This is a genomic window from Streptomyces sp. WM6378 (assembly GCF_001279695.1).
Classification (GTDB): domain Bacteria; phylum Actinomycetota; class Actinomycetes; order Streptomycetales; family Streptomycetaceae; genus Streptomyces.
On record NZ_LGDD01000303.1, the window covers coordinates 22,755 to 40,435 of the forward strand.

At 71.8% G+C, this 17,681-nt stretch carries 18 protein-coding genes; 11 read left to right on the forward strand and 7 right to left on the reverse strand.

Annotated elements, in window-relative coordinates; all coding sequences use genetic code 11:
* Positions 1–44 precede the first annotated feature (44 nt).
* Entirely contained in the window at positions 45–290 is a 246-nt protein-coding gene (locus ADK54_RS27135) for a helix-turn-helix transcriptional regulator (protein WP_053728356.1), read from the forward strand.
* The gene (locus ADK54_RS27140) at positions 290–796 is read left to right on the forward strand and encodes a hypothetical protein (protein WP_053728357.1); all 507 of its coding nucleotides are present in this window, start codon (positions 290–292) and stop codon (positions 794–796) included. Before ADK54_RS27135 ends, ADK54_RS27140 begins: the two co-directional genes overlap by 1 nt.
* 105 nt (positions 797–901) lie before the next feature.
* Here ADK54_RS27140 and ADK54_RS27145 read toward each other — a convergent pair whose 3' ends face one another.
* The 3 genes from ADK54_RS27145 to ADK54_RS27155 are packed head-to-tail and all read right to left on the reverse strand — an operon-like array spanning position 902 to position 2,570.
* A complete protein-coding gene (locus tag ADK54_RS27145; protein ID WP_053728388.1) occupies positions 902–1,621 on the reverse strand; it encodes an isocitrate lyase/PEP mutase family protein in 720 nt (239 codons plus the stop codon).
* The gene (locus tag ADK54_RS27150; RefSeq protein WP_053728358.1) at positions 1,618–2,076 is read right to left on the reverse strand and encodes a carboxymuconolactone decarboxylase family protein; all 459 of its coding nucleotides are present in this window, start codon (positions 2,074–2,076) and stop codon (positions 1,618–1,620) included. The genes ADK54_RS27145 and ADK54_RS27150 overlap by 4 nt, the downstream gene beginning before the upstream one ends.
* Positions 2,073–2,570, reverse strand: a complete 498-nt coding sequence (locus ADK54_RS27155; protein WP_053728359.1) for a carboxymuconolactone decarboxylase family protein — start codon at positions 2,568–2,570, stop codon at positions 2,073–2,075. Before ADK54_RS27155 ends, ADK54_RS27150 begins: the two co-directional genes overlap by 4 nt.
* 46 nt (positions 2,571–2,616) lie before the next feature.
* On the opposite strand from ADK54_RS27155, the gene ADK54_RS27160 reads away from it, so the two are divergent.
* Positions 2,617–4,023, forward strand: a complete 1,407-nt coding sequence (locus ADK54_RS27160) for a PLP-dependent aminotransferase family protein (protein WP_053728360.1) — start codon at positions 2,617–2,619, stop codon at positions 4,021–4,023.
* Positions 4,024–4,037: 14 nt separating this feature from the next.
* On the opposite strand, the gene ADK54_RS27165 is transcribed toward ADK54_RS27160, so the two are convergent.
* Positions 4,038–4,898, reverse strand: coding sequence for a hypothetical protein (locus ADK54_RS27165; RefSeq protein WP_053728361.1), 861 nt, complete (start codon positions 4,896–4,898; stop codon positions 4,038–4,040).
* A 141-nt stretch (positions 4,899–5,039) separates the two neighbouring features.
* On the opposite strand from ADK54_RS27165, the gene ADK54_RS27170 reads away from it, so the two are divergent.
* The 5 genes from ADK54_RS27170 (at position 5,040) to ADK54_RS27190 (ending at position 10,087) form a co-directional block, all read left to right on the forward strand.
* A complete protein-coding gene (locus tag ADK54_RS27170) occupies positions 5,040–5,309 on the forward strand; it encodes a hypothetical protein (protein WP_053728362.1) in 270 nt (89 codons plus the stop codon).
* Positions 5,310–5,333: 24 nt separating this feature from the next.
* On the forward strand, positions 5,334–6,515 hold the full coding sequence (locus tag ADK54_RS27175) for a glutathionylspermidine synthase family protein (RefSeq protein ID WP_053728363.1): 1,182 nt from the start codon (positions 5,334–5,336) through the stop codon (positions 6,513–6,515).
* Positions 6,516–7,013: 498 nt separating this feature from the next.
* Positions 7,014–8,789, forward strand: coding sequence for a hypothetical protein (locus tag ADK54_RS27180; protein WP_053728364.1), 1,776 nt, complete (start codon positions 7,014–7,016; stop codon positions 8,787–8,789).
* A 1-nt stretch (position 8,790) separates the two neighbouring features.
* Entirely contained in the window at positions 8,791–9,177 is a 387-nt protein-coding gene (locus tag ADK54_RS27185; protein ID WP_053728365.1) for a hypothetical protein, read from the forward strand.
* A 7-nt stretch (positions 9,178–9,184) separates the two neighbouring features.
* Positions 9,185–10,087 carry a hypothetical protein gene (locus ADK54_RS27190; RefSeq protein WP_053728366.1) on the forward strand — a complete coding sequence of 301 codons (903 nt, stop codon included), beginning with the start codon at positions 9,185–9,187 and terminating at the stop codon, positions 10,085–10,087.
* 12 nt (positions 10,088–10,099) lie between these two features.
* On the opposite strand, the gene rocD is transcribed toward ADK54_RS27190, so the two are convergent.
* Positions 10,100–11,335 (reverse strand): ornithine--oxo-acid transaminase, encoded by a 1,236-nt coding sequence (rocD, locus tag ADK54_RS27195; RefSeq protein ID WP_053728367.1) that lies wholly within the window; start codon positions 11,333–11,335, stop codon positions 10,100–10,102.
* Between the two features lie 211 nt (positions 11,336–11,546).
* Here rocD and glyA point away from each other — a divergent pair, with 211 nt between their 5' ends.
* The 3 genes from glyA to ADK54_RS27210 all read left to right on the forward strand — a co-directional run bounded on the left by glyA (position 11,547) and on the right by ADK54_RS27210 (position 15,051).
* Positions 11,547–12,818: a serine hydroxymethyltransferase gene (gene glyA, locus ADK54_RS27200; RefSeq protein WP_053728368.1), complete on the forward strand. Its 1,272-nt coding sequence runs from the start codon at positions 11,547–11,549 to the stop codon at positions 12,816–12,818.
* Positions 12,819–13,351: 533 nt separating this feature from the next.
* Positions 13,352–14,365 carry a tryptophan--tRNA ligase gene (gene trpS / locus ADK54_RS27205; RefSeq protein WP_053728389.1) on the forward strand — a complete coding sequence of 338 codons (1,014 nt, stop codon included), beginning with the start codon at positions 13,352–13,354 and terminating at the stop codon, positions 14,363–14,365.
* 107 nt (positions 14,366–14,472) lie between these two features.
* Positions 14,473–15,051 (forward strand): 2'-5' RNA ligase family protein, encoded by a 579-nt coding sequence (locus ADK54_RS27210; protein WP_053728369.1) that lies wholly within the window; start codon positions 14,473–14,475, stop codon positions 15,049–15,051.
* Between the two features lie 192 nt (positions 15,052–15,243).
* On the opposite strand, the gene ADK54_RS27215 is transcribed toward ADK54_RS27210, so the two are convergent.
* Both ADK54_RS27215 and ADK54_RS27220 read right to left on the reverse strand, forming a co-directional pair.
* Complete coding sequence (locus tag ADK54_RS27215) at positions 15,244–15,999, reverse strand: decaprenylphospho-beta-D-erythro-pentofuranosid-2-ulose 2-reductase (RefSeq protein ID WP_053728370.1); 756 nt, start codon at positions 15,997–15,999, stop codon at positions 15,244–15,246.
* Between the two features lie 55 nt (positions 16,000–16,054).
* Positions 16,055–17,440, reverse strand: coding sequence for an FAD-binding oxidoreductase (locus ADK54_RS27220; protein WP_053728371.1), 1,386 nt, complete (start codon positions 17,438–17,440; stop codon positions 16,055–16,057).
* Between the last annotated feature and the right edge of the window lie 241 nt (positions 17,441–17,681).

The following is a 17,681-nucleotide window of genomic DNA, read 5'->3' on the forward strand; positions in this document are numbered from 1 at the left end:
CCCGCTCGTTGTGTTCCTGCTCATCAATGTAGTACTTCTTATACATGAGCGAGCAGGTGCACAACAGGTTGGCGATGGTGCGTGCCGAGCGGAAGGTGTCGCGACAGAGCCTGGCCGAGGCGGTGGGAGCGCACTACCAGACCATCGGCTACATCGAGCGGGGGCAGTACAACCCGAGCCTCGACCTGGCGTTGAAGATCGCGGAGTACTTCGGGCTTCCGGTGGAGGCGCTGTTCTCCCTGAAGCCGTTCCGCCCGCTCACCGACGAGGCCTACGGGAGGAACCAGTGATGGACGGCCGGCTGACGCGTTACGACCGGTGGATGCAGCAGACCATGAACCGGCGCGAGGCGGCACCGCTGTACGCGACGGCGGCCCGCAGGCGGGTCCTCGTCGTCGTGCACACAGTGCTGACCGCCGCGTTCGTGACCGCCTTTCTGGTGACCCTGATCGACAGCTCGATGGTCGCGGCGTGCCTGCTGATCGCGCTGCTGCTGCCGTGGTGCGTGGCCACCGGCGCCATCAACGCCTCGACGCGCGGCCTGCTCGAACTGCGCCGCCGGGCCCTGGACGAGCGCCAGCGCGCCGAGCGCAGCGAGGTCCTGGCCCGCGCCCACCGCATCACCACCGCACTGCTGCTCGCCACCGTCGCCGCCGCCGGCGGGTACGAGCTCGCGGGCGGCACTCTGGGCGGAGCGACGGTCTTCCGGGTGCTCCTCGGCGTCCTCGTCACGCACTGGCTGATGCCGATGTGGGTGGCGGGCCTGCGCGCCCAGGACGAGCCGGACGACGAGTAGCCGGTAGGCGGATGTGCGGGCGCACCGGCCGACAAGTGGCCGGTACGCACAAGAGGGTGCCCCCGGCCTTGTGCGGCCGGGGGCACCCTCATCCACGTACAGCGGCTACAGCTCGCGCACTTGGCGGGCGATGTCCCGCAGCGCGTTCGTCGCGCGGATCTGGAGGCCGGGGCCGAACGTGATGCGGCCCGCGCCCAGTTCGCCGAGCCGGCGCGGCCCCGGGGCGTCCGGCAGGACCGCCATGTTCACCGGCACCGGCACGGCCTTCGCGATCTCCGGCAGGTGCTCGGCCGGGGCCGCGAACGGGTAGACGCCGTCCGCGCCCGCCGCCACGTACGCCCGGGCCCGCGCGATCGTCGCGTCCAGCTCGGGCAGCCCGCGGATGTACGTGTCGACGCGGGCGTTGATGAACAGCCGGTCGCCCGCCTCCGCGCGCACCTCGGCCAGCCAGTCGGCGTGCCCGGCCGGGTCCTTGAGGGCGCCATGGGCGGAGTCCTCCAGGTTGCAGCCGACCGCGCCCGTCTCCAGGAGCCGGTCCACCAGCTCCTTGGGGTCGAGGCCGTACCCGTCCTCGATGTCCGCAGAGACGGGGATCGAGACGGACCGCACGATCCGGGTCACGGCGGCGAACATCTCGTCCGCCGGCGTGGACCCGTCCTCGTACCCCAGCGACGCCGACACCCCCGCGCTCGGCGTCGCCAGGGCCGGGAAGCCGGCCTCCTCGAAGACCCGGGCGCTGGCCGCGTCCCAGGGCCCCGGCAGGATCAGCGGATCGCCGGGGGTGCGCCCCTGGTGCAGGGCGCGGAAGGCGGCGGCCGGGTTCAGCTGTGCCATTCGGTCTCTCCGGGTGCCGTGCGGCGGGTCACCATCAGCCGGTTCCAGCTGTTGATGACGGTGATCGCCGCGATGAGGTGGGCGAGTTGGGTCTTGGTGAAGTGCTCGGCGGCCCGCTCGTACACGGCGTCGGGTACGAAGCCGTCGGTGAGGACCGTGACCGCCTCGGTGAGGGCGAGGGCCGCGCGCTCCTGATCGGTGAACAGCTCGCCGGCCTCCTCCCACGCCGCGAGAAGATCGAGCCGCTCCTCGGCCTCGCCGCCCTTGCGGGCAGCCGCGAGGTGCATGTCCAGGCAGAACGCGCAGTGGTTGAGCTGCGACGCGCGGATCATTACCAGCTCGGCCAGGACCGGGTCGCCCAGGCCCCGCTTGGCGGCCGCGCTGAGCCCCGCGAGGCTCAGGTAGACGTCCTTGGGGACCCGGAACTCCCTCGCCCCGACGCTCACTTGTACATTCCGGGTGTGTAGTGGCCGGCCACGCCGCGGGTGGTCACGCCGAAGCGGTTCCAGGCGTTGATGACGGTGATGGTCGCGATGAGCTGCGCGAGCTCGGTCTCCTCGAAGTGCTTGGCGGCCTTCTCGTACACCGCGTCGGGTACGAAGCCGTCGGTGAGGACCGTGATCGCCTCGGTCAGCTCGATCGCCGCGAGCTCCTTCTCGGTGTAGAAGTGCGCCGACTCCTCCCAGGCGCTGAGCTGCACGATCCGCTCCACCGACTCGCCCGCCGCGAGCGCGTCCTTGGTGTGCATGTCCAGACACAGGGCGCAGTGGTTGAGCTGGGATGCGCGGATCTTGACCAGCTCGGCGATCACCGGGTCGAGCCCGCGCTCGGCGGCGGCGGTCAGCTTGATCATGGCCTTGTAGACCTCGGGCGCGGCCTTGGCCCACTGGAGGCGGGGGGACTGCTCGGGTGCGTACGTCTTGGTCTCGTTCGTGGTCATAAGACGAAGGTACGGGGGGTGTGGCACCCAGGTATGGTCCATTCCCATGGTGAAATCCTGGGCCACTTCTCCGGAAACTCTCGGTGTCGATCTGCACATCGACGTGGGCGGCGCGGGCCTGCGCTCGGGCCTCACGGACGCGCTGCGCGAAGCAGTACGCAGCGGACGGCTCACCCCGGGCACCCGGCTGCCGTCCTCGCGCTCGCTCGCCGCCGACCTGGGGATCGCCCGCAACACCGTCGCCGACGCCTACGCCGAACTGGTCGCCGAGGGCTGGCTCACCGCACGCCAGGGCTCCGGGACGACGGTGGCCCAGCGCGCCGTGGCCCGCCCCGACCGGAGCCACACCCGACGCCTGCCGACCCGCCGCAAACCCACGTACAACCTGATGGCGGGCTCGCCCGACCTCGCCTCCTTCCCGCGCGCCGAATGGCTCAAGGCGGCCCGCCGGGCGCTCACCGAAGCCCCGCACGAGGCCTTCGGCTTCGGCGACCCTCGCGGCCGCGTCGAGCTGCGCACGGTCCTGGCGGACTACCTGGCCCGGGCGCGCGGCGTGTACGCGTCGCCGGACCGCATCGTCGTCTGCTCCGGGTTCCTGCACGGCCTGATGCTGATGGCCAAGGTGCTGCGGGCCCGCCGGGTGCGGGAGGTGGCGGTCGAGTCGTACGGCCTCGACTTCCACTGGAAGGTGCTGACCGACGCGGGGCTGCGCACCCCGCCGCTGCCCCTCGACCAACTGGGCACCCGCACACAGGAGTTGGGGGCGATGAAGGGGGCGGGGGCGGTGCTGATGACGGCCGCGCACCAGTTCCCGGTCGGGCTGCCGCTGCTGCCCGACCGGCGGGCGGCCGCCGTCGACTGGGCGCGCACCACGGGCGGGCTGATCGTGGAGGACGACTACGACGGAGAATTTCGCTACGACCGCCAGCCCGTCGGCGCGCTTCAAGGTCTCGACCCCGAGCACGTCGTCTACATCGGCACCGCCAGCAAGTCCCTGGCGCCCGGGCTGCGGCTGGGCTGGATGGTGCTGCCCGAGCACCTCGCGGACGAGGTCGCGCAGGCGAAGGGCGGGGATTGGGCGGGCGGCGCGCTCGACCAGCTGACGCTGGCCGAGTTCATCAGGTCCGGCGCGTACGACCGGCATGTGCGCGGCATGCGGCTGCGCTACCGGCGCCGCCGCGACCAGTTGGTGACCGCGCTCGCCGAGCGTGCCCCCGAGGTCCGGGTCAGCGGCATCGCGGCCGGGCTGCACGCCCTGGTCGAACTCCCGCCCGGCACCGAGCGCTCCATCATCCGGGCCGCGACCTTCCAGGGCCTGGCCCTGGAAGGCCTCTCCCGCTACCGCCACCCCGAACTCGCGCCGGACCGGGACGCGTTGGTGGTGGGGTACGGGACACCGCCGGACTCGGGGTGGACGGGGGCGCTGGACGCGTTGTGCAACGCGCTTCCGTAGAGGTACGGCCGGTTTCAGCGCTCCCGTACGTCCTGGAGCGAGGGCTCCGCGGCGGGGTCCGGGGCCTCGCCGAAGCGGGCCAGGGCGAGCGCGCCCGCCACCGCCACCGCGAAGCCGGTGACGGTCAGCCAGCCGAGCCCGTCCCGGGTGCGGTCGCCCAGCCAGGCCACACCCACCAGGGCCGGGCCGATGGTCTCGCCGATGACCATGCCCGCCGTCGCCGTGGTGACCGAGCCGCGCGACAGCGCCGAGGTGAGCAGCAGGAACGCGGCGCCGCCGCCGAGCAGCAGCGCGTAAAGGGCGGGGTTCGTCAGGTCGAAGGGGTCGTCGATGAGCCGGACCGCGACCTCGACCACGCCGAACCCGCAGCCCGCGCCGAGCCCGAGGACCAGCGCCCGGGCGCGGTCCGGCAGCCGGCCCCCGACCGCGCCCGCGACAAGGACCGCGGCGGCCACCCCGAGCAGCCACCAGTGCAGGGAGGCCGGGCCCGCTTCCTTGCCCTCGGCGCCGGACGACAGGCCGAGCATGGCGAGGCCCGCGCAGACGACCCCGACCGCCGCCCACTCCGTACCCGAAAGCCGGACCTTGAGGACGCGGGCCGCGACCACCGCCGTCACCGCGAGCGAGGCGGCGAGCGCCGCGCCGACCGCGTAGATCGGGACCGAGCGCAGGGCGATGATCTGGAAGACGAAGCCGAGGCCGTCCAGGGCGAGCCCCACGACGTAGCGCCACTGGCGTACGGCGCGAAGCAGCAGCGCCGCGTCGACACCGGAACCGGCGCCCGCCCCCGTACTCGGCTCGGCGGCGCGCGTCGCGGCGGCCTGGAGAACGGTGGCCGTACCGAAGCAGACGGCGGACGCGAGCGCGCAGATCATCCCGAAGAACACAGGGGGGACTGTAGCCGCAGGCCCGGCGGGCGGTGAAAGCCCGGGGGCGAGGTGCCGATGGCCGGGAACTAGTGTGTGGCCGAAACGCGTCCCACAGCGAAGTCGGTACGAGAACGGGGGAGGTCCACGATGCGAAGGTTCAGGTCCGCGACGGTGGTGCTCGGCGGGATGGGAGTGCTCGCCGCGACGCTCACCGCGTGCAGCGACGAGCCGGACCGGCGCTGCGTCAACCCGGTCACGTACAAGGAACTCCCGAAGTACGAGTGCAAGAGCGGCGGCACCGGTCAGTACTACTACGGCGGGTCCAGCCGCAGCGGCAAGGTCTCCGGCGGCTCGTTCGACAAGTCCGGCGTCTCGCGCGGCGGGTTCGGCGGCCACGGCGACTCCAGCGGCGGCTGAGGCACGGGAACGCAGGGCACGCACATGGAACGTCATCGCATACGACCGCGCCCCGACTGGCAGCGGACCGTCGAGGAACAGGGACTGATCTACCCCCTGACCCGCTACCCGGATGACTCGCTGCGCCCGTACTGGGACGAGAGCGCGTACTACTCCTTCACGCTGCCGGAGGTCGAGGCGCTGGAGGAGACGGTCGGGGAACTGCACGGCATGTGCATGGCGGCGGCGGCCCACATCGTCGAGAAGGGCCGCTTCGCGGATCTGGGGATCATGGACGGCCGGCTGGCGGACCTGGTCGCGGAGTCGTGGCGCCGAAGGGCCGAACTCCCCTCCTTGTACGGCCGGTTCGACCTGCGGTACGACGGGAGCGGCCCCGCCAAGATGCTGGAGTACAACGCGGACACCCCGACCTCGCTCGTCGAGGCGGCGAGCGCGCAGTGGTTCTGGATGGAGGAGCGCTTCCCCGGCGCAGACCAGTGGAACTCGCTGCACGAGCGCCTCGTCGAGGCGTGGAAGCGGCAGGCCCCGCTGCTGCCGCCCGGGCCCGTGCACTTCGCCCACTCCGACACCGACGAGCTGGGCGAGGACCTCATGACGGTCGCCTATCTCCGCGAGACGGCCGAGCAGGCGGGCCTCGACACGGAGGCGCTGTCGGTCGAGTCGATCGGCTGGGACCGCATGACCGGCCGTTTCGTGGACGACGGTCTCCGTTTCATCCGGGCCTGCTTCAAGCTGTACCCGTGGGAGTGGCTGGCCTCGGACGAGTTCGGGCCGCAGGTCCTCGACACCCTCGACAACGGGGGCGGTACGGGGACGACGTGTTGGATCGAGCCGGCGTGGAAGATGCTGCTCTCCAACAAGGCGCTGCTCGCGGTGGTGTGGGAGCTGTACCCGGGACACCCGAACCTGCTCCCGGCGTACCTGGACGGGCCCCGGGACCTGGCCTCCGGCCGGGGGTACGTGGCGAAGCCCCTGCTCGGCCGAGAGGGCGCGGGCGTCACCCTGCACCCCCCGGGGACGGCCCCGGCCCGCCCCGAAGAGCCCTGCTGCTACCAGGAGCTGGCTCCCCTGCCGGAGTTCTCGGGGAACCGGGTGGTGCTGGGGGCGTGGGTCGTGGAGGACGAGCCGGCGGGGCTGGGCATCCGGGAGTCGGAGGGACTCGTCACGGACGGGTACGCGAGGTTTGTGCCGCACGTGATTCGGTGAGGGGGGGGTTGCCCACCCGCCCGCCCGTGCAAGGGGTTGGATGGTTCGGCTTCTGGGGGCTGCGCCCCCAGACCCCTTGCGGGGACTTCGTCCCCTGCACCCCTTTCTGGGGCTCCGCCCCCGGACCCCCGTTCGTGCCTTAAGGGCGCTCGTCCTCAATCTCTCCCAAGGCCTAAGGGCCAGGGGGGACCCCCATGACGGGCTGGGTATGCCCGTACCGCACCCTGCTAGGGGCGGGGGGCCTGTGACATTTGCGGCTCCGCCGGGTGGGCGCGACCAGCCACGCACGGTCCGGGGTGGAGCCCCGGCGATGCGCCCCCTCCGCAACCCCATGCTCCTCCAGTGTGCCTCAGGAGAACCCGTGGGGACGGTGTGAACAGGGCGGCATGCGCGGCAGCGCATCGCTACCATGTCCACCTTGGCTGCGCCCGAACATCCCTTCCATGTGAGGAAATTGAAGGGGTGTGGCGTACGCCCATAGTCTCGGGGGAGCAGGACATGACGCAGGCTCACGTGCCGCACCAGGCGCAGGCGACGGGGCAGCCCGGCGGGCTGCCGCCGGTGCATCCCTCGCTCAGTGAGGCGACCCGCCTCATGGCCGCGGGCAGCTACCTCGACGAGGAGTACCGCGACGCCGTCATCGACGAGCTGTACGTCCACGAGGAGCGGGTCACCGCGCCCTCCCTCGGCTTCGACGCGGCCCGCGTCCTCGCGCACGCGCTGCGCGCCCGGAACCTGGAGATCGCCTGGGCGCTCGGCATCCTGGTGGTCTGGGCGCTCAGCGTGGTCGTCACCCGATACGCGTTCCTCATCGTCGCGGGGCCCTGCCTGCTGCTCGGCATCGCCCGCCTCGTCCGCGGCACCGCCCGGCCCGCACCCTGGTACCGCACCGTCTTCGCGTTCATCCTGCGCTGGTGGGCCCGCGGCCTGCTCGTCGTGTTCGCCGTCGCGGTCCTGGTGTCCGTGTTCGGCGGGTACGACTCCTCCTCGCACAACTACTCCTCGAATTACGGAAGTTATGGGAGTTACGGGGAGGCTGGCGGCTACTCCGGCACCGGCGGTCCCGACTTCGTGCCGTCGTTCGTCGCCGGGCCCGGCCGTCTCGTCGGCAGCGGCGCCCTCGACCTCGCGAGCCAGGGGTTCAGCCCCGGGCTCGGCTGGGGGATGCTCGGCTGTTTCGCCGTGCTCGCGCTCTGCGTCGGCCTCCAGCGTCTCCAGTTCGCCAGGATCATGGCCGGCGAGCTGTCGCCCGAAGGCTTCCAGGACTTCGCCGCCGACCCCGCGCAGAACAACGACAACGGACGGCTCAAGCGCCTTGCCGCGATGATCCGCGTCGAGCAGCACGCCCGGCTCGCGGTCTACCGCGCCGACGCCCCCTTCCGCGGCGCGGGCGACCCCTTCGAGCCCTGGTCGGTCACCATCCAGCTGCGCCCCCGCAAGTCGCTCGGCGACCGGCGTCCGACCCGGGTGAGCAACGCCGAGATCCTGCGCATCGTCGAACCCCTCGTCGCCCAGCTCCGCATCCCCGCGCCGACGGTGGCCGCCGAAGCCCTCGCCGTACGCGACCGGCTGCGTCAGCTCGAAGTCACCGAGTACGTCTTCCTGCCCGTCGAGGGGCTCCCCTCGCGCACCCACGCCCCCTACCGCGACGGCGACTTCGAGCAGCACCGCGCCGCCGCCCTGGAGGAGGGCGGCGAGGCGCGCAGGCACTTCCTGCGGATCCGGGTCGGCGGCTGGGAGGAGCACCTCGTCACCACCGTGTTCGTACGCGTCCACACCCAGGGCGGCATGCTGGTCCTGGAGATCGCGCCACACGTCCTGCCCCCGCTGCGCGAGGACTTCTTCCGCGCCGACCGCGCCGCCCACGACTTCAACTGCCGCACCCCGCCGGGCAAGGCGGCCTGGGCGCTTGTGCGCACCCCGGGCTCCGCGTTCCGCTCGCTGCTCGTGATCGGCCGCGCGATCGGCTCCACCTGGCACCGCCTCACCGGCGGATACGGCCGGGCGCTGCCCGACGGCCCCGCCCGTTCCGTGCGCGAACTGGCCGCGGCGCCCGACACCTCCCTCTTCCAGGCGATGGACTACCGGCGTTACGTGAAGTCCATCGAGGACCGGGTGACCAGCGGCGTGCGCAGCGCGCTGTACGAAGCCGGGTACGACACCGGACAGTTCGAGCAGAAGATCGTCAATGTCGCCCAGGGAGGCGTCATGATCGAGAACTCCCGAGGGGCGATCAGCGTCGGCGACCACAACACCGTCAGGAACGAGGGCTGAAATGACCACACCGGGTGACGACAGCACGCCGCGAGACCAGCGATCCGTACACATCAGCGGGGTGACCGGGTCCGTGTCGGTCGGCGACCACAACAAGGTGTCCAGCGTCTACCGCGCGGGCGCCGCCGACGACGAGGCCCAGCGCCAACTCCTCGACGCCATCGTGGAGTTCAGGGCCGGTCTCGCCCAGCTCGTGCGCAACGACCAGACCCGCGCCCTGGACGCCGAACTCGCCGAAACCGAGGAGGAGATCCGCGCCGAGGGCCAAGCCGCTCCCGGCCGCCTCGCCCGTCTCGGCGAGCTGCTCGCCGGTGCCACCACCCTCACGGGCCTCCTCGCCTCGGGCGAGACGCTGGTCCAGCGGGTCCGCGACCTGATCGGGATGTGAGGCCCAGGTGAGCGGTGGCAAGGACGAGGTCCGCTGGAACGCGGCCACCCAGAAGTGGGAGACGGTGCGGGACGCCGCTTCCCCGGCGGCTCCACCGCCACCACCCCCCGCACCCCCGCCGGTCCCGGAGGCGCCGCCCCTCGTCCCCGGCAACGCGTACGACAACACCCACGCGGACCCGTACAGGACGGTCGGCCCGCAGCCGGAACCTCCGGCGCTCCCCGAGCCGCGCCCCGGCCGGCGCGTGCCCGTCGCCGTGGTCGCCGCGATGGTCTTCGTCGCCGTGGCCGGTGCGGGCGGCGGCTGGCTCCTCGCCCACGGCGGGACGCACCACGCGAAGGCCGAGGCCACCCCGCCCGCCTCCGCCTCCGCCACCCCGGACCGGACGGGCGACGACAAGGGCAGCCCGTCCGCGCCGCCGTCCCCTTCGCCCAGTACCACCGTGCCGGCCGGTTTCCAACTCGCCCAGGACCCCAAGGGGTTCAGGCTGTACGTGCCGCAGGGCTGGACCCGTGAGGACCAGGGCCCCAAGGGCGTCTTCTACAACTCCGCCGACCGCACCCGCCTCATCCAGGTGTACCTGGTCTCCGAGGCGGGCCTGAGCCCGTACGACGCGCTGAAGCAGACCTCGGGGGAGCTGGCGAAGAACCCCGGGTACCAGGAGATCAGCCTCGGCAACGACGCGACCGTACCCGGCGTCGCCCCGCAGGCCGCGCGGCTCGTCTACGCGTACGACAACCAGCAGCTCGGCCACCGGCGCCAGGTCGTCGACTACGCCTTCCTGACGCCCGGCGGCCAGCACTACGCCGTACTCTCCGCGGCTCCCGCCGAGGCGTGGCCCGAGCAGGAGCAGACCCTGAAGACCGCGCTCAGCGTCTTCTGCTCGGGCTCCGACTGCCCGTCCCCGTAAGGGAGTTGGCGGCTACCCTTCGGCGAGTACCGCGCGCAGCTGGTCGAGGCCCCAGTCCAGATCCTCCTTGCTGATGACCAGGGGCGGGGCGAGCCGGATCGTCGAGCCGTGGGTGTCCTTGACCAGGACCCCGCGGTCCATCAGCCGCTCCGAGATCTCCCGGCCCGTCCCGTACGACGGATCGATGTCCACGCCCGCCCACAGCCCGCGCCCGCGGACCGCCTCGACCGCGCCCGCACCGGTCAGCAGGCCCAGCTCGTGGTGCAGGTGATCGCCGAGTTCGGTGGCGCGCTGCTGGTACTCGCCGGTGCGCAGCATCGCGATGACCTCCAGGGCGACCGCGCAGGCCAGCGGGTTTCCGCCGAACGTCGAGCCGTGCTCGCCCGGCCGGAACACGCCGAGCACTTGAGACGACGCGGCGACCGCCGACACCGGGACCACCCCGCCGCCCAGCGCCTTGCCCAGGATGTACACGTCCGGCACCACGCCCTCGTGCTCGCACGCGAAGGTCTTCCCGGTGCGGCCGAGCCCGGACTGGATCTCGTCCGCCATGAACAGCACGTTCCGCTCACGCGTCAACTCCCGTACGCCCGCGAGGTATCCGGACGGCGGGACCAGCACGCCGGCCTCGCCCTGGATGGGTTCGAGGAGCACGGCCACGGTGTCGTCGGTGACCGCGGCCCGCATCGCGGCGAGGTCGCCGTACGGGACGATCTCGAAGCCCGGCGTGTACGGGCCGTAGTCCGCGCGGGCCTCCGGGTCGGTGGAGAAGCTGACGATGGTGGTCGTACGGCCGTGGAAGTTGTCCCGGGCGACCACGATCTTCGCCTGCCCGTCCGGTACGCCCTTGACCTTGTACCCCCACTTGCGGGCGGTCTTCACGGCGGTCTCCACCGCCTCCGCCCCGGTGTTCATGGGCAGCACCATGTCCTTGCCGCACAACTCGGCGAGCTCCGTACAGAATTGGGCGAAGCGGTCGTGGTGGAACGCCCTCGACGTGAGGGTCACGCGGTCCAGCTGGGCCTTCGCCGCGTCGATGAGCCGACGGTTGCCGTGGCCGAAATTGAGCGCCGAGTAGCCGGCCAGCATGTCGAGATAGCGTCGGCCCTCGACGTCCGTCATCCAGGCGCCCTCGGCGGAGGCGACCACGACGGGCAGGGGATGGTAGTTGTGCGCACTGTGTGCCTCGGCGGAACGGATGGCGTCTTCGGTCACGGCGTGTGTCGACACGGGTTCTCCGATCGTCATGCGGCATGGGGCGTCGGTGGTGCCCTTTTCTATCGTCGCTCGGATGCCGGACGAAGAAACCTTGCCGTCGGACGTGGCCGGTAGGGTGTTCGGTACGCACGGCGACTGGCGAGCGGGGAAGCGACCCCGGGGAAGCCGTGCGCGGCCTGCCGCACGAGGTGCCGCCCGCCTGGGCACCCCGGGAACCTGTCAACGGACCCCGGAGGACGCCATGAGCCTTCCCCTTTCCCACCCCGCCCTGCTGGCCACCGACCCGGAGCTGGCCGCGCTGGTCTCCGCCGAGGAGCGGCTCCAGTCGGACACCCTGCGCCTGATCCCCAGCGAGAACTACGTCTCGACGGCCGTTCTGGAGGCCTCGGGGACGGTGCTGCAGAACAAGTACAGCGAGGGCTACGCGGGCCGCCGCTACTACGAGGGCCAGCAGAACATCGACAAGGTCGAGACGCTGGCCGTCGACCGCGCCAAGGCCCTGTTCGGCGTCGAGCACGCCAACGTCCAGCCGTATTCGGGCTCGCCCGCCAACCTCGCCGTGTACCTCGCGTTCGCCGAGCCCGGCGACACCGTGATGGGCATGGCCCTGCCGATGGGCGGCCACCTCACGCACGGCTGGGGCGTCTCGGCGACCGGCAAGTGGTTCCGGGGCGTGCAGTACGGGGTGCGCGCCGACACCGGCCTGATCGACTTCGACGAGGTACGCGAGCTCGCCCTCAAGGAGCGCCCGAAGCTGATCTTCTGCGGCGGCACGGCGCTGCCCCGCACGATCGACTTCGCCGCGTTCGCGGAGATCGCGCGGGAAGCGGGCGCGGTGCTCGTCGCGGACGTCGCGCACATCGCGGGCCTGATCGCGGGCGGCGCCCACCCGTCCCCGGCGCCGTACGCGGACGTCATCTCCACGACCACGCACAAGACCCTCCGGGGTCCGCGGGGCGCGATGCTGATGTCCCGGGAATCGCACGCGAAGGCCATCGACAAGGCGGTCTTCCCCGGGCTCCAGGGCGGCCCGCACAACCAGACCACCGCGGCGATCGCCGTCGCCCTGCACGAGGCGGCGCAGCCGGCGTTCTGCGCGTACGCGCACCAGGTCGTGGCCAATGCGCAGGCGCTCGCCCAGGCCCTGCTCGCCCGGGGCTTCGACCTCGTGTCGGGCGGCACGGACAACCACCTGATCCTGATGGACCTGACGCCGAAGGACGTGCCGGGCAAGATCGCGGCGAAGGCCCTCGACCGGGCCGGGATCGTCGTCAACTACAACACCGTCCCGTACGACCCGCGCAAGCCCTTCGACCCCTCAGGCATCCGCATCGGCACGCCGTCCCTGACGTCCCGGGGGCTGGACGTCTCGCACATGGAGCTGGTGGCGGAGTGGATCGACCGGGGTGTGACGGCGGGGCGGGCCGGGGACGAGGCGGCGCTGTCGGCGATCCGGGGCGAGGTGGCGGCCCTGCTGTCGGCGTACCCGGCGCCGGGCCTGCCGTTGGACTAGCCCTGGGGCCCTTCCCCACCCCACCCCTTTCCCGCTGTGACACTCTGCGGCTCCGCCGCGTGGCCTCCGGGGGTGTGGTTCGGCTGCGGATGGAGTACTGGGGCTCCGCCCCAGACCCCGTTCGCGCCTGAAGGGCGCTCGTCCTCAATGTCCCCCAAGGCCTTAAGGGCCAGGGGGGACCCCCATGACGGGCTGAAATGCCCGGTGCGGGCCAGCACCAGTCCTGTTAGGGGCGCGGGGCTGTGACATTGTGCGGCTCCGCCGCGTGGGCACGACCAGTAGCGCTGGGTGCCCTACAGGGGCGCGGGGAACTGCGCGACCAGCCACGAACGACCCGCAGCCGAAAACCGTCCGCACATCCAGCCCCTCCGGCGTTTGAGGAGCGGGGGCCCGGGGGCGGCGCCCCAAGGTTGAGGGGCCAGAGCGGCACGGGGGTTCGGGGGCGGAGCCCCGTGGTGCTGGGGCAGCTTGTGGGGCCGGTCACAATGGCGCGGGTTTCCGGGACGGCGCGCGTACCTGAGAGAATGCTGAGCATGGCCTCCACTCGTCCCCGCGTGCTCTCCGGAATCCAGCCCACCGCAGGCTCGTTCCACCTCGGCAACTACCTCGGCGCGGTCCGCCAGTGGGTGGCGCTGCAGGAGTCACACGACGCGTTCTACATGGTCGTGGACCTCCACGCGATCACCGTTCCGCAGGACCCGGCCGAGCTGCGCGCCAACACCCGGCTCGCCGCGGCCCAGCTGCTCGCCGCCGGTCTCGACCCCGAGCGCTGCACGCTGTTCGTCCAGAGCCACGTCCCCGAGCACGCTCAGCTCGCCTGGATCATGAACTGCCTGGCCGGCTTCGGTGAGGCCAGCCGGATGACCCAGTTCAAGGACAAGTCGGCCAAGCAGGGCGCGGGCAACGCGACGGTCGGCCTCTTCACGTACCCGATCCTCCAGGTCGCCGACATCCTGCTCTACCAGGCCAACGAGGTCCCGGTCGGCGAGGACCAGCGCCAGCACATCGAGCTCACCCGCGACCTGGCCGAGCGTTTCAACGGCCGGTTCGGCGAGACGTTCACCGTCCCGGCGCCGTACATCCTCAAGGAGACGGCGAAGATCTACGACCTTCAGGACCCGTCGATCAAGATGAGCAAGTCGGCGTCGACGCCGAAGGGCCTCATCAACCTCCTCGACGAGCCGAAGACGACGGCCAAGAAGGTCAAGAGCGCGGTCACCGACACGGACACGGTGATCAAGTACGACGCCGAGAACAAGCCCGGCGTCTCGAACCTGCTGACCATCTACTCCACGCTCACCGGCAAGACGATCGCCGAGCTTGAGGCCGAGTACGAGGGCAAGATGTACGGCGCGCTCAAGACGGACCTCGCCGAGGTGATGGTGGAGTTCGTCACGCCGTTCCGTACGCGTACGCAGCAGTACCTGGACGACCCCGAGACGCTGGACTCGCTGCTCGCCAAGGGTGCCGAGAAGGCCCGCGCGGTCGCCGCCGAGACGCTGGCGACGGCGTACGACAGGGTCGGCCTGCTGCCCGCCAAGCACTGAACCGGACGGCCTGGCCGGAGCCCGGACCAAGGGCTCTGGTCAGCCGACGGCAATCCCGTCACACTCGCATTGCACAGCACCCGACCGACAGCATGGAGGAGAACGACGTGGGGACCGTAACGCTCGGCGTTTCGATCGCGGTCCCGGAGCCTTACGGCAGCCTGCTCCAGGAGCGGCGCGCGGGCTTCGGGGACCCCGCCGCGCACGGCATCCCCACGCACGTCACCCTGCTTCCGCCGCACGAGGTCGAGGCGGAGTGCCTGCCGGAGATCGAGGCGCACCTGGCCTCGGTCGCGGCGGCGGGCCGCGCGTTCGCGATGCGGCTCGAAGGCACGGGGACGTTCCGTCCCCTGTCCCCGGTCGTCTTCGTCAAGGTGGTGGAGGGCGCGGGCGACTGCGCGTGGCTCCAGCAGCGGGTACGGGACGAGGCGGGGCCGCTGGTGCGCGAGCTCCAGTTCCCGTACCACCCCCATGTGACGGTGGCGCACGGCATCTCCGAGGAAGCGATGGATCTGGCGCACGGGGCTCTCGCGGGGTTCTCGGCGGGCTGGACGTGTGGGGGCTTCGCCCTCTACGAGCAGGGCGCGGACGGTGTCTGGCGCAAGCTCCGCGACTATCCCTTCGGCCTCGGCGCCCTGGCCGTCCCGGCCCAGGCCACGTCCTTGGACCAGCCCTCCTTGCGCTAGCCCGCCCTGGGGGCTGCGCCCCCAGACCCCTGTCTTTCGACTGCGGGCCGTCGGTGGCTGCTCGCGCAGTTCCCCGCGCCCCTCAAACCCGCTTTCGTCCTCGGACCGTGCGCGGCTGGTCGCGCAGTCACCCGCGCCCCTGGCAGGGTCGACCTTGGCAGTGCTGCCCATGCAGGCATACCGAGCTCGCCCTTACACGGGCAGGCGCCGGAACACCCCCCGCGGCGCATGCCTGAGCGCTGACATCACCACCCGCAGCGCCCCCGGCACCCACACCACCTCCGCCCGCCGCCGCAACCCCGCCTCGATGGCCAGGGCGACCGCCTCGGGGGTCGTGGCGAGGGGGGCCTCGGGGAGCCCCGCCGTCATCTTCGTGCGGACGAAGCCGGGGCGTACGACCATGACGTGCACCCCCGTGCCGTGCAGCGCGTCCCCCAGCCCCTGGGCGAACGCGTCGAGGCCCGCCTTGCTCGACCCGTAGATGAAGTTGCTGCGGCGGGCGCGTTCGCCGGCCACCGAGGACAGCACGACAAGTGAGCCGTGGCCCTGCGTCTGGAGGGCCTTCGCGCAGATGAGGCCCGCCGAGACCGCGCCGGTGTAGTTGGTCTGGGCGACCCGCACCGCGGCGAGCGGCTCGCCCTCGTCGCGGGACTGCTCGCCGAGCACCCCGAACGCGAGCAGCACCATGTCGATGTCGCCCTCGGCGAACACCTTGCCGAGGGCGACCTCGTGCGCGTCGGAGTCGAGGGCGTCGAAGGCGAGCGTGTGGACGTCCGGGCCCAGCTCGCGCAGCTCGGCCGCCGCCGCTTCGAGGGCGGGGGAGGGCCGGCCGGCGAGCCAGACCGTACGGGTGCGGCGGGCCACCAGGCGCCGGGCGGTGGCCAGCCCGATCTCGGACGTGCCGCCGAGCACGAGCAGGGACTGCGGGGTACCGAATGCGTCCTTCATCAGGGCTCCGTAATGTGTTGGGCGGCCCCGCAGGGCCACATGTGGCTGAGGGGACTCACAGCCCCAGCCGTCGGCTCATGTCCGAGCGGAAGACCCCCTCCGGGTCCAACTCCCCTCGCAGGGAACGGAATTGGGGCAGCTTTGGATACATCAGCTGCACCACATCCGGCCGCATCCGCGCGTCCTTCGCGAGGTAGACCCGGCCGCCCGCGCCCGCCACCTCCTCGTCCAGTTCGTCGAGGAGGGCGCCGAGGCCCGGGAGGTTCGCGGGGATGTCGAGGGCCAGGGTCCAGCCCGGCAGGGGGAAGGAGAGCCAGCCGGGGTCGGCCTCGCCGAAGCGTTTGAGGACGGCGAGGAAGGAGGGGCAGCCGTGCCGTGAGATGCGGCGCACGATGGCGCGCAGCGTTTCCTCGTGCCCGTACCCGACGACGAACTGGTACTGCACGAAGCCGCCCCGGCCGTACACGCGGTTCCAGTGCGGCACCCCGTCCAGCGGGTGGAAGAACGTCGAGATGCGCTGGAGCTCGCCCGTGCGGTGCTTCGGGGCCCGGCGGTACCAGAGTTCGTTGAACGCCGAGACGGAGGCGCGGCCGAGCAGCCCCTCCGGCAGGAAGGCGGGGGCGGCCGGAAGCCGGCGCGGCCGGAAGGCGAGCGGGGTGCGGCGGGCGCGGGGCGGCAGCATGTCGAGCGGCGCGTGCTCACCGCGCGTCAGCACGGAACGCCCGGTCCTGGCGCCCCGCGCGAGGAGGTCGATCCACGCCACCGAGTACCGGTAGCGGTGGTCGCCCGACTCAAGCCGGGTCATCAAGTCGTCCAGATCGACGGCCCGTTCGGTGTCAACGGACATCAACGAGGTTCGAACTGGCAGGAGTTGGACGGTCGCGCGCAGGATCACGCCCGTCAGGCCCATCCCGCCCGCCGTCGCGTCGAACAGCTCGCTGCCCGGCGTGACGGTACGTACCGTGCCGTCCGCGGTGAGCAGTTCCAGCTCGCGCACATGGCGGGCGAAGGAGCCCGAGACGTGGTGGTTCTTGCCGTGGATGTCGGCGCCGATCGCCCCGCCGACCGTGACGTACCGCGTGCCCGGCGTCACCGGCACGAACCAGCCGAGCGGCAGCAGCACCTCCATCAGGCGGTGCAGGCTGACGCCCGCGTCGCAGACGACGACGCCCGCCTCGGCGTCGACGGTGCGGATGCGGTCGAGGCCGGTCATGTCGAGGACGGCGCCGCCCGCGTTCTGTGCGGCGTCCCCGTAGGCCCGGCCGAGCCCGCGGGCGATCGTGCCGCGCGCCCCGCACGCCCGGACGGCGGCTGCCGCCTCCTCGTAGCTCCGGGGGCGAAGGAGCCGGGCCGCGGTGGGGGCGGTGCGACCCCAGCCGCTCACGGACGTCGGCGGGCCGGGGGGTGCGGGCACGGTGTCGGGTGACGTGTCGGCAGACATGAATAGGACGGTATCGCCTGTGTCGTCCCTTTTGTCAGAACCTCTCTCGCCCCTTTGTCGGCGCCCGGCTCGGCGCCTCGACCGACGGGACTCGCCCCTTGGCCGCGGCCGCCCACAGCTCCGTTTCGACGCCCGCATCGATGAATCACCGGTAAATATCACATAAGCCACTAACCGAAATGGGTGATTACAAGTGTGTCTATCGCATTTATCCCCGATTCGCATTCCTTCGCGCAGGAGA

Excerpts from the sequence above, each read along its gene's own strand:
- glyA (WP_053728368.1), top strand. The coding sequence starts at position 11,547 with ATGAGCCTTCCCCTTTCCCACCCCGCCCTGCTGGCCACCGACCCGGAG.
- ADK54_RS27160 (WP_053728360.1), top strand. The coding sequence starts at position 2,617 with ATGGTGAAATCCTGGGCCACTTCTCCGGAAACTCTCGGTGTCGATCTG.
- ADK54_RS27180 (WP_053728364.1), top strand. The coding sequence starts at position 7,014 with ATGACGCAGGCTCACGTGCCGCACCAGGCGCAGGCGACGGGGCAGCCC.
- ADK54_RS27170 (WP_053728362.1), top strand. The coding sequence starts at position 5,040 with ATGCGAAGGTTCAGGTCCGCGACGGTGGTGCTCGGCGGGATGGGAGTG.
- ADK54_RS27135 (WP_053728356.1), top strand. The coding sequence starts at position 45 with ATGAGCGAGCAGGTGCACAACAGGTTGGCGATGGTGCGTGCCGAGCGG.
- ADK54_RS27175 (WP_053728363.1), top strand. The coding sequence starts at position 5,334 with ATGGAACGTCATCGCATACGACCGCGCCCCGACTGGCAGCGGACCGTC.
- ADK54_RS27155 (WP_053728359.1), bottom strand. The coding sequence starts at position 2,570 with ATGACCACGAACGAGACCAAGACGTACGCACCCGAGCAGTCCCCCCGC.
- ADK54_RS27165 (WP_053728361.1), bottom strand. The coding sequence starts at position 4,898 with ATGATCTGCGCGCTCGCGTCCGCCGTCTGCTTCGGTACGGCCACCGTT.
- rocD (WP_053728367.1), bottom strand. The coding sequence starts at position 11,335 with ATGACGATCGGAGAACCCGTGTCGACACACGCCGTGACCGAAGACGCC.
- ADK54_RS27185 (WP_053728365.1), top strand. The coding sequence starts at position 8,791 with ATGACCACACCGGGTGACGACAGCACGCCGCGAGACCAGCGATCCGTA.
- ADK54_RS27220 (WP_053728371.1), bottom strand. The coding sequence starts at position 17,440 with ATGTCTGCCGACACGTCACCCGACACCGTGCCCGCACCCCCCGGCCCG.
- trpS (WP_053728389.1), top strand. The coding sequence starts at position 13,352 with ATGGCCTCCACTCGTCCCCGCGTGCTCTCCGGAATCCAGCCCACCGCA.
- ADK54_RS27140 (WP_053728357.1), top strand. The coding sequence starts at position 290 with ATGGACGGCCGGCTGACGCGTTACGACCGGTGGATGCAGCAGACCATG.
- ADK54_RS27215 (WP_053728370.1), bottom strand. The coding sequence starts at position 15,999 with ATGAAGGACGCATTCGGTACCCCGCAGTCCCTGCTCGTGCTCGGCGGC.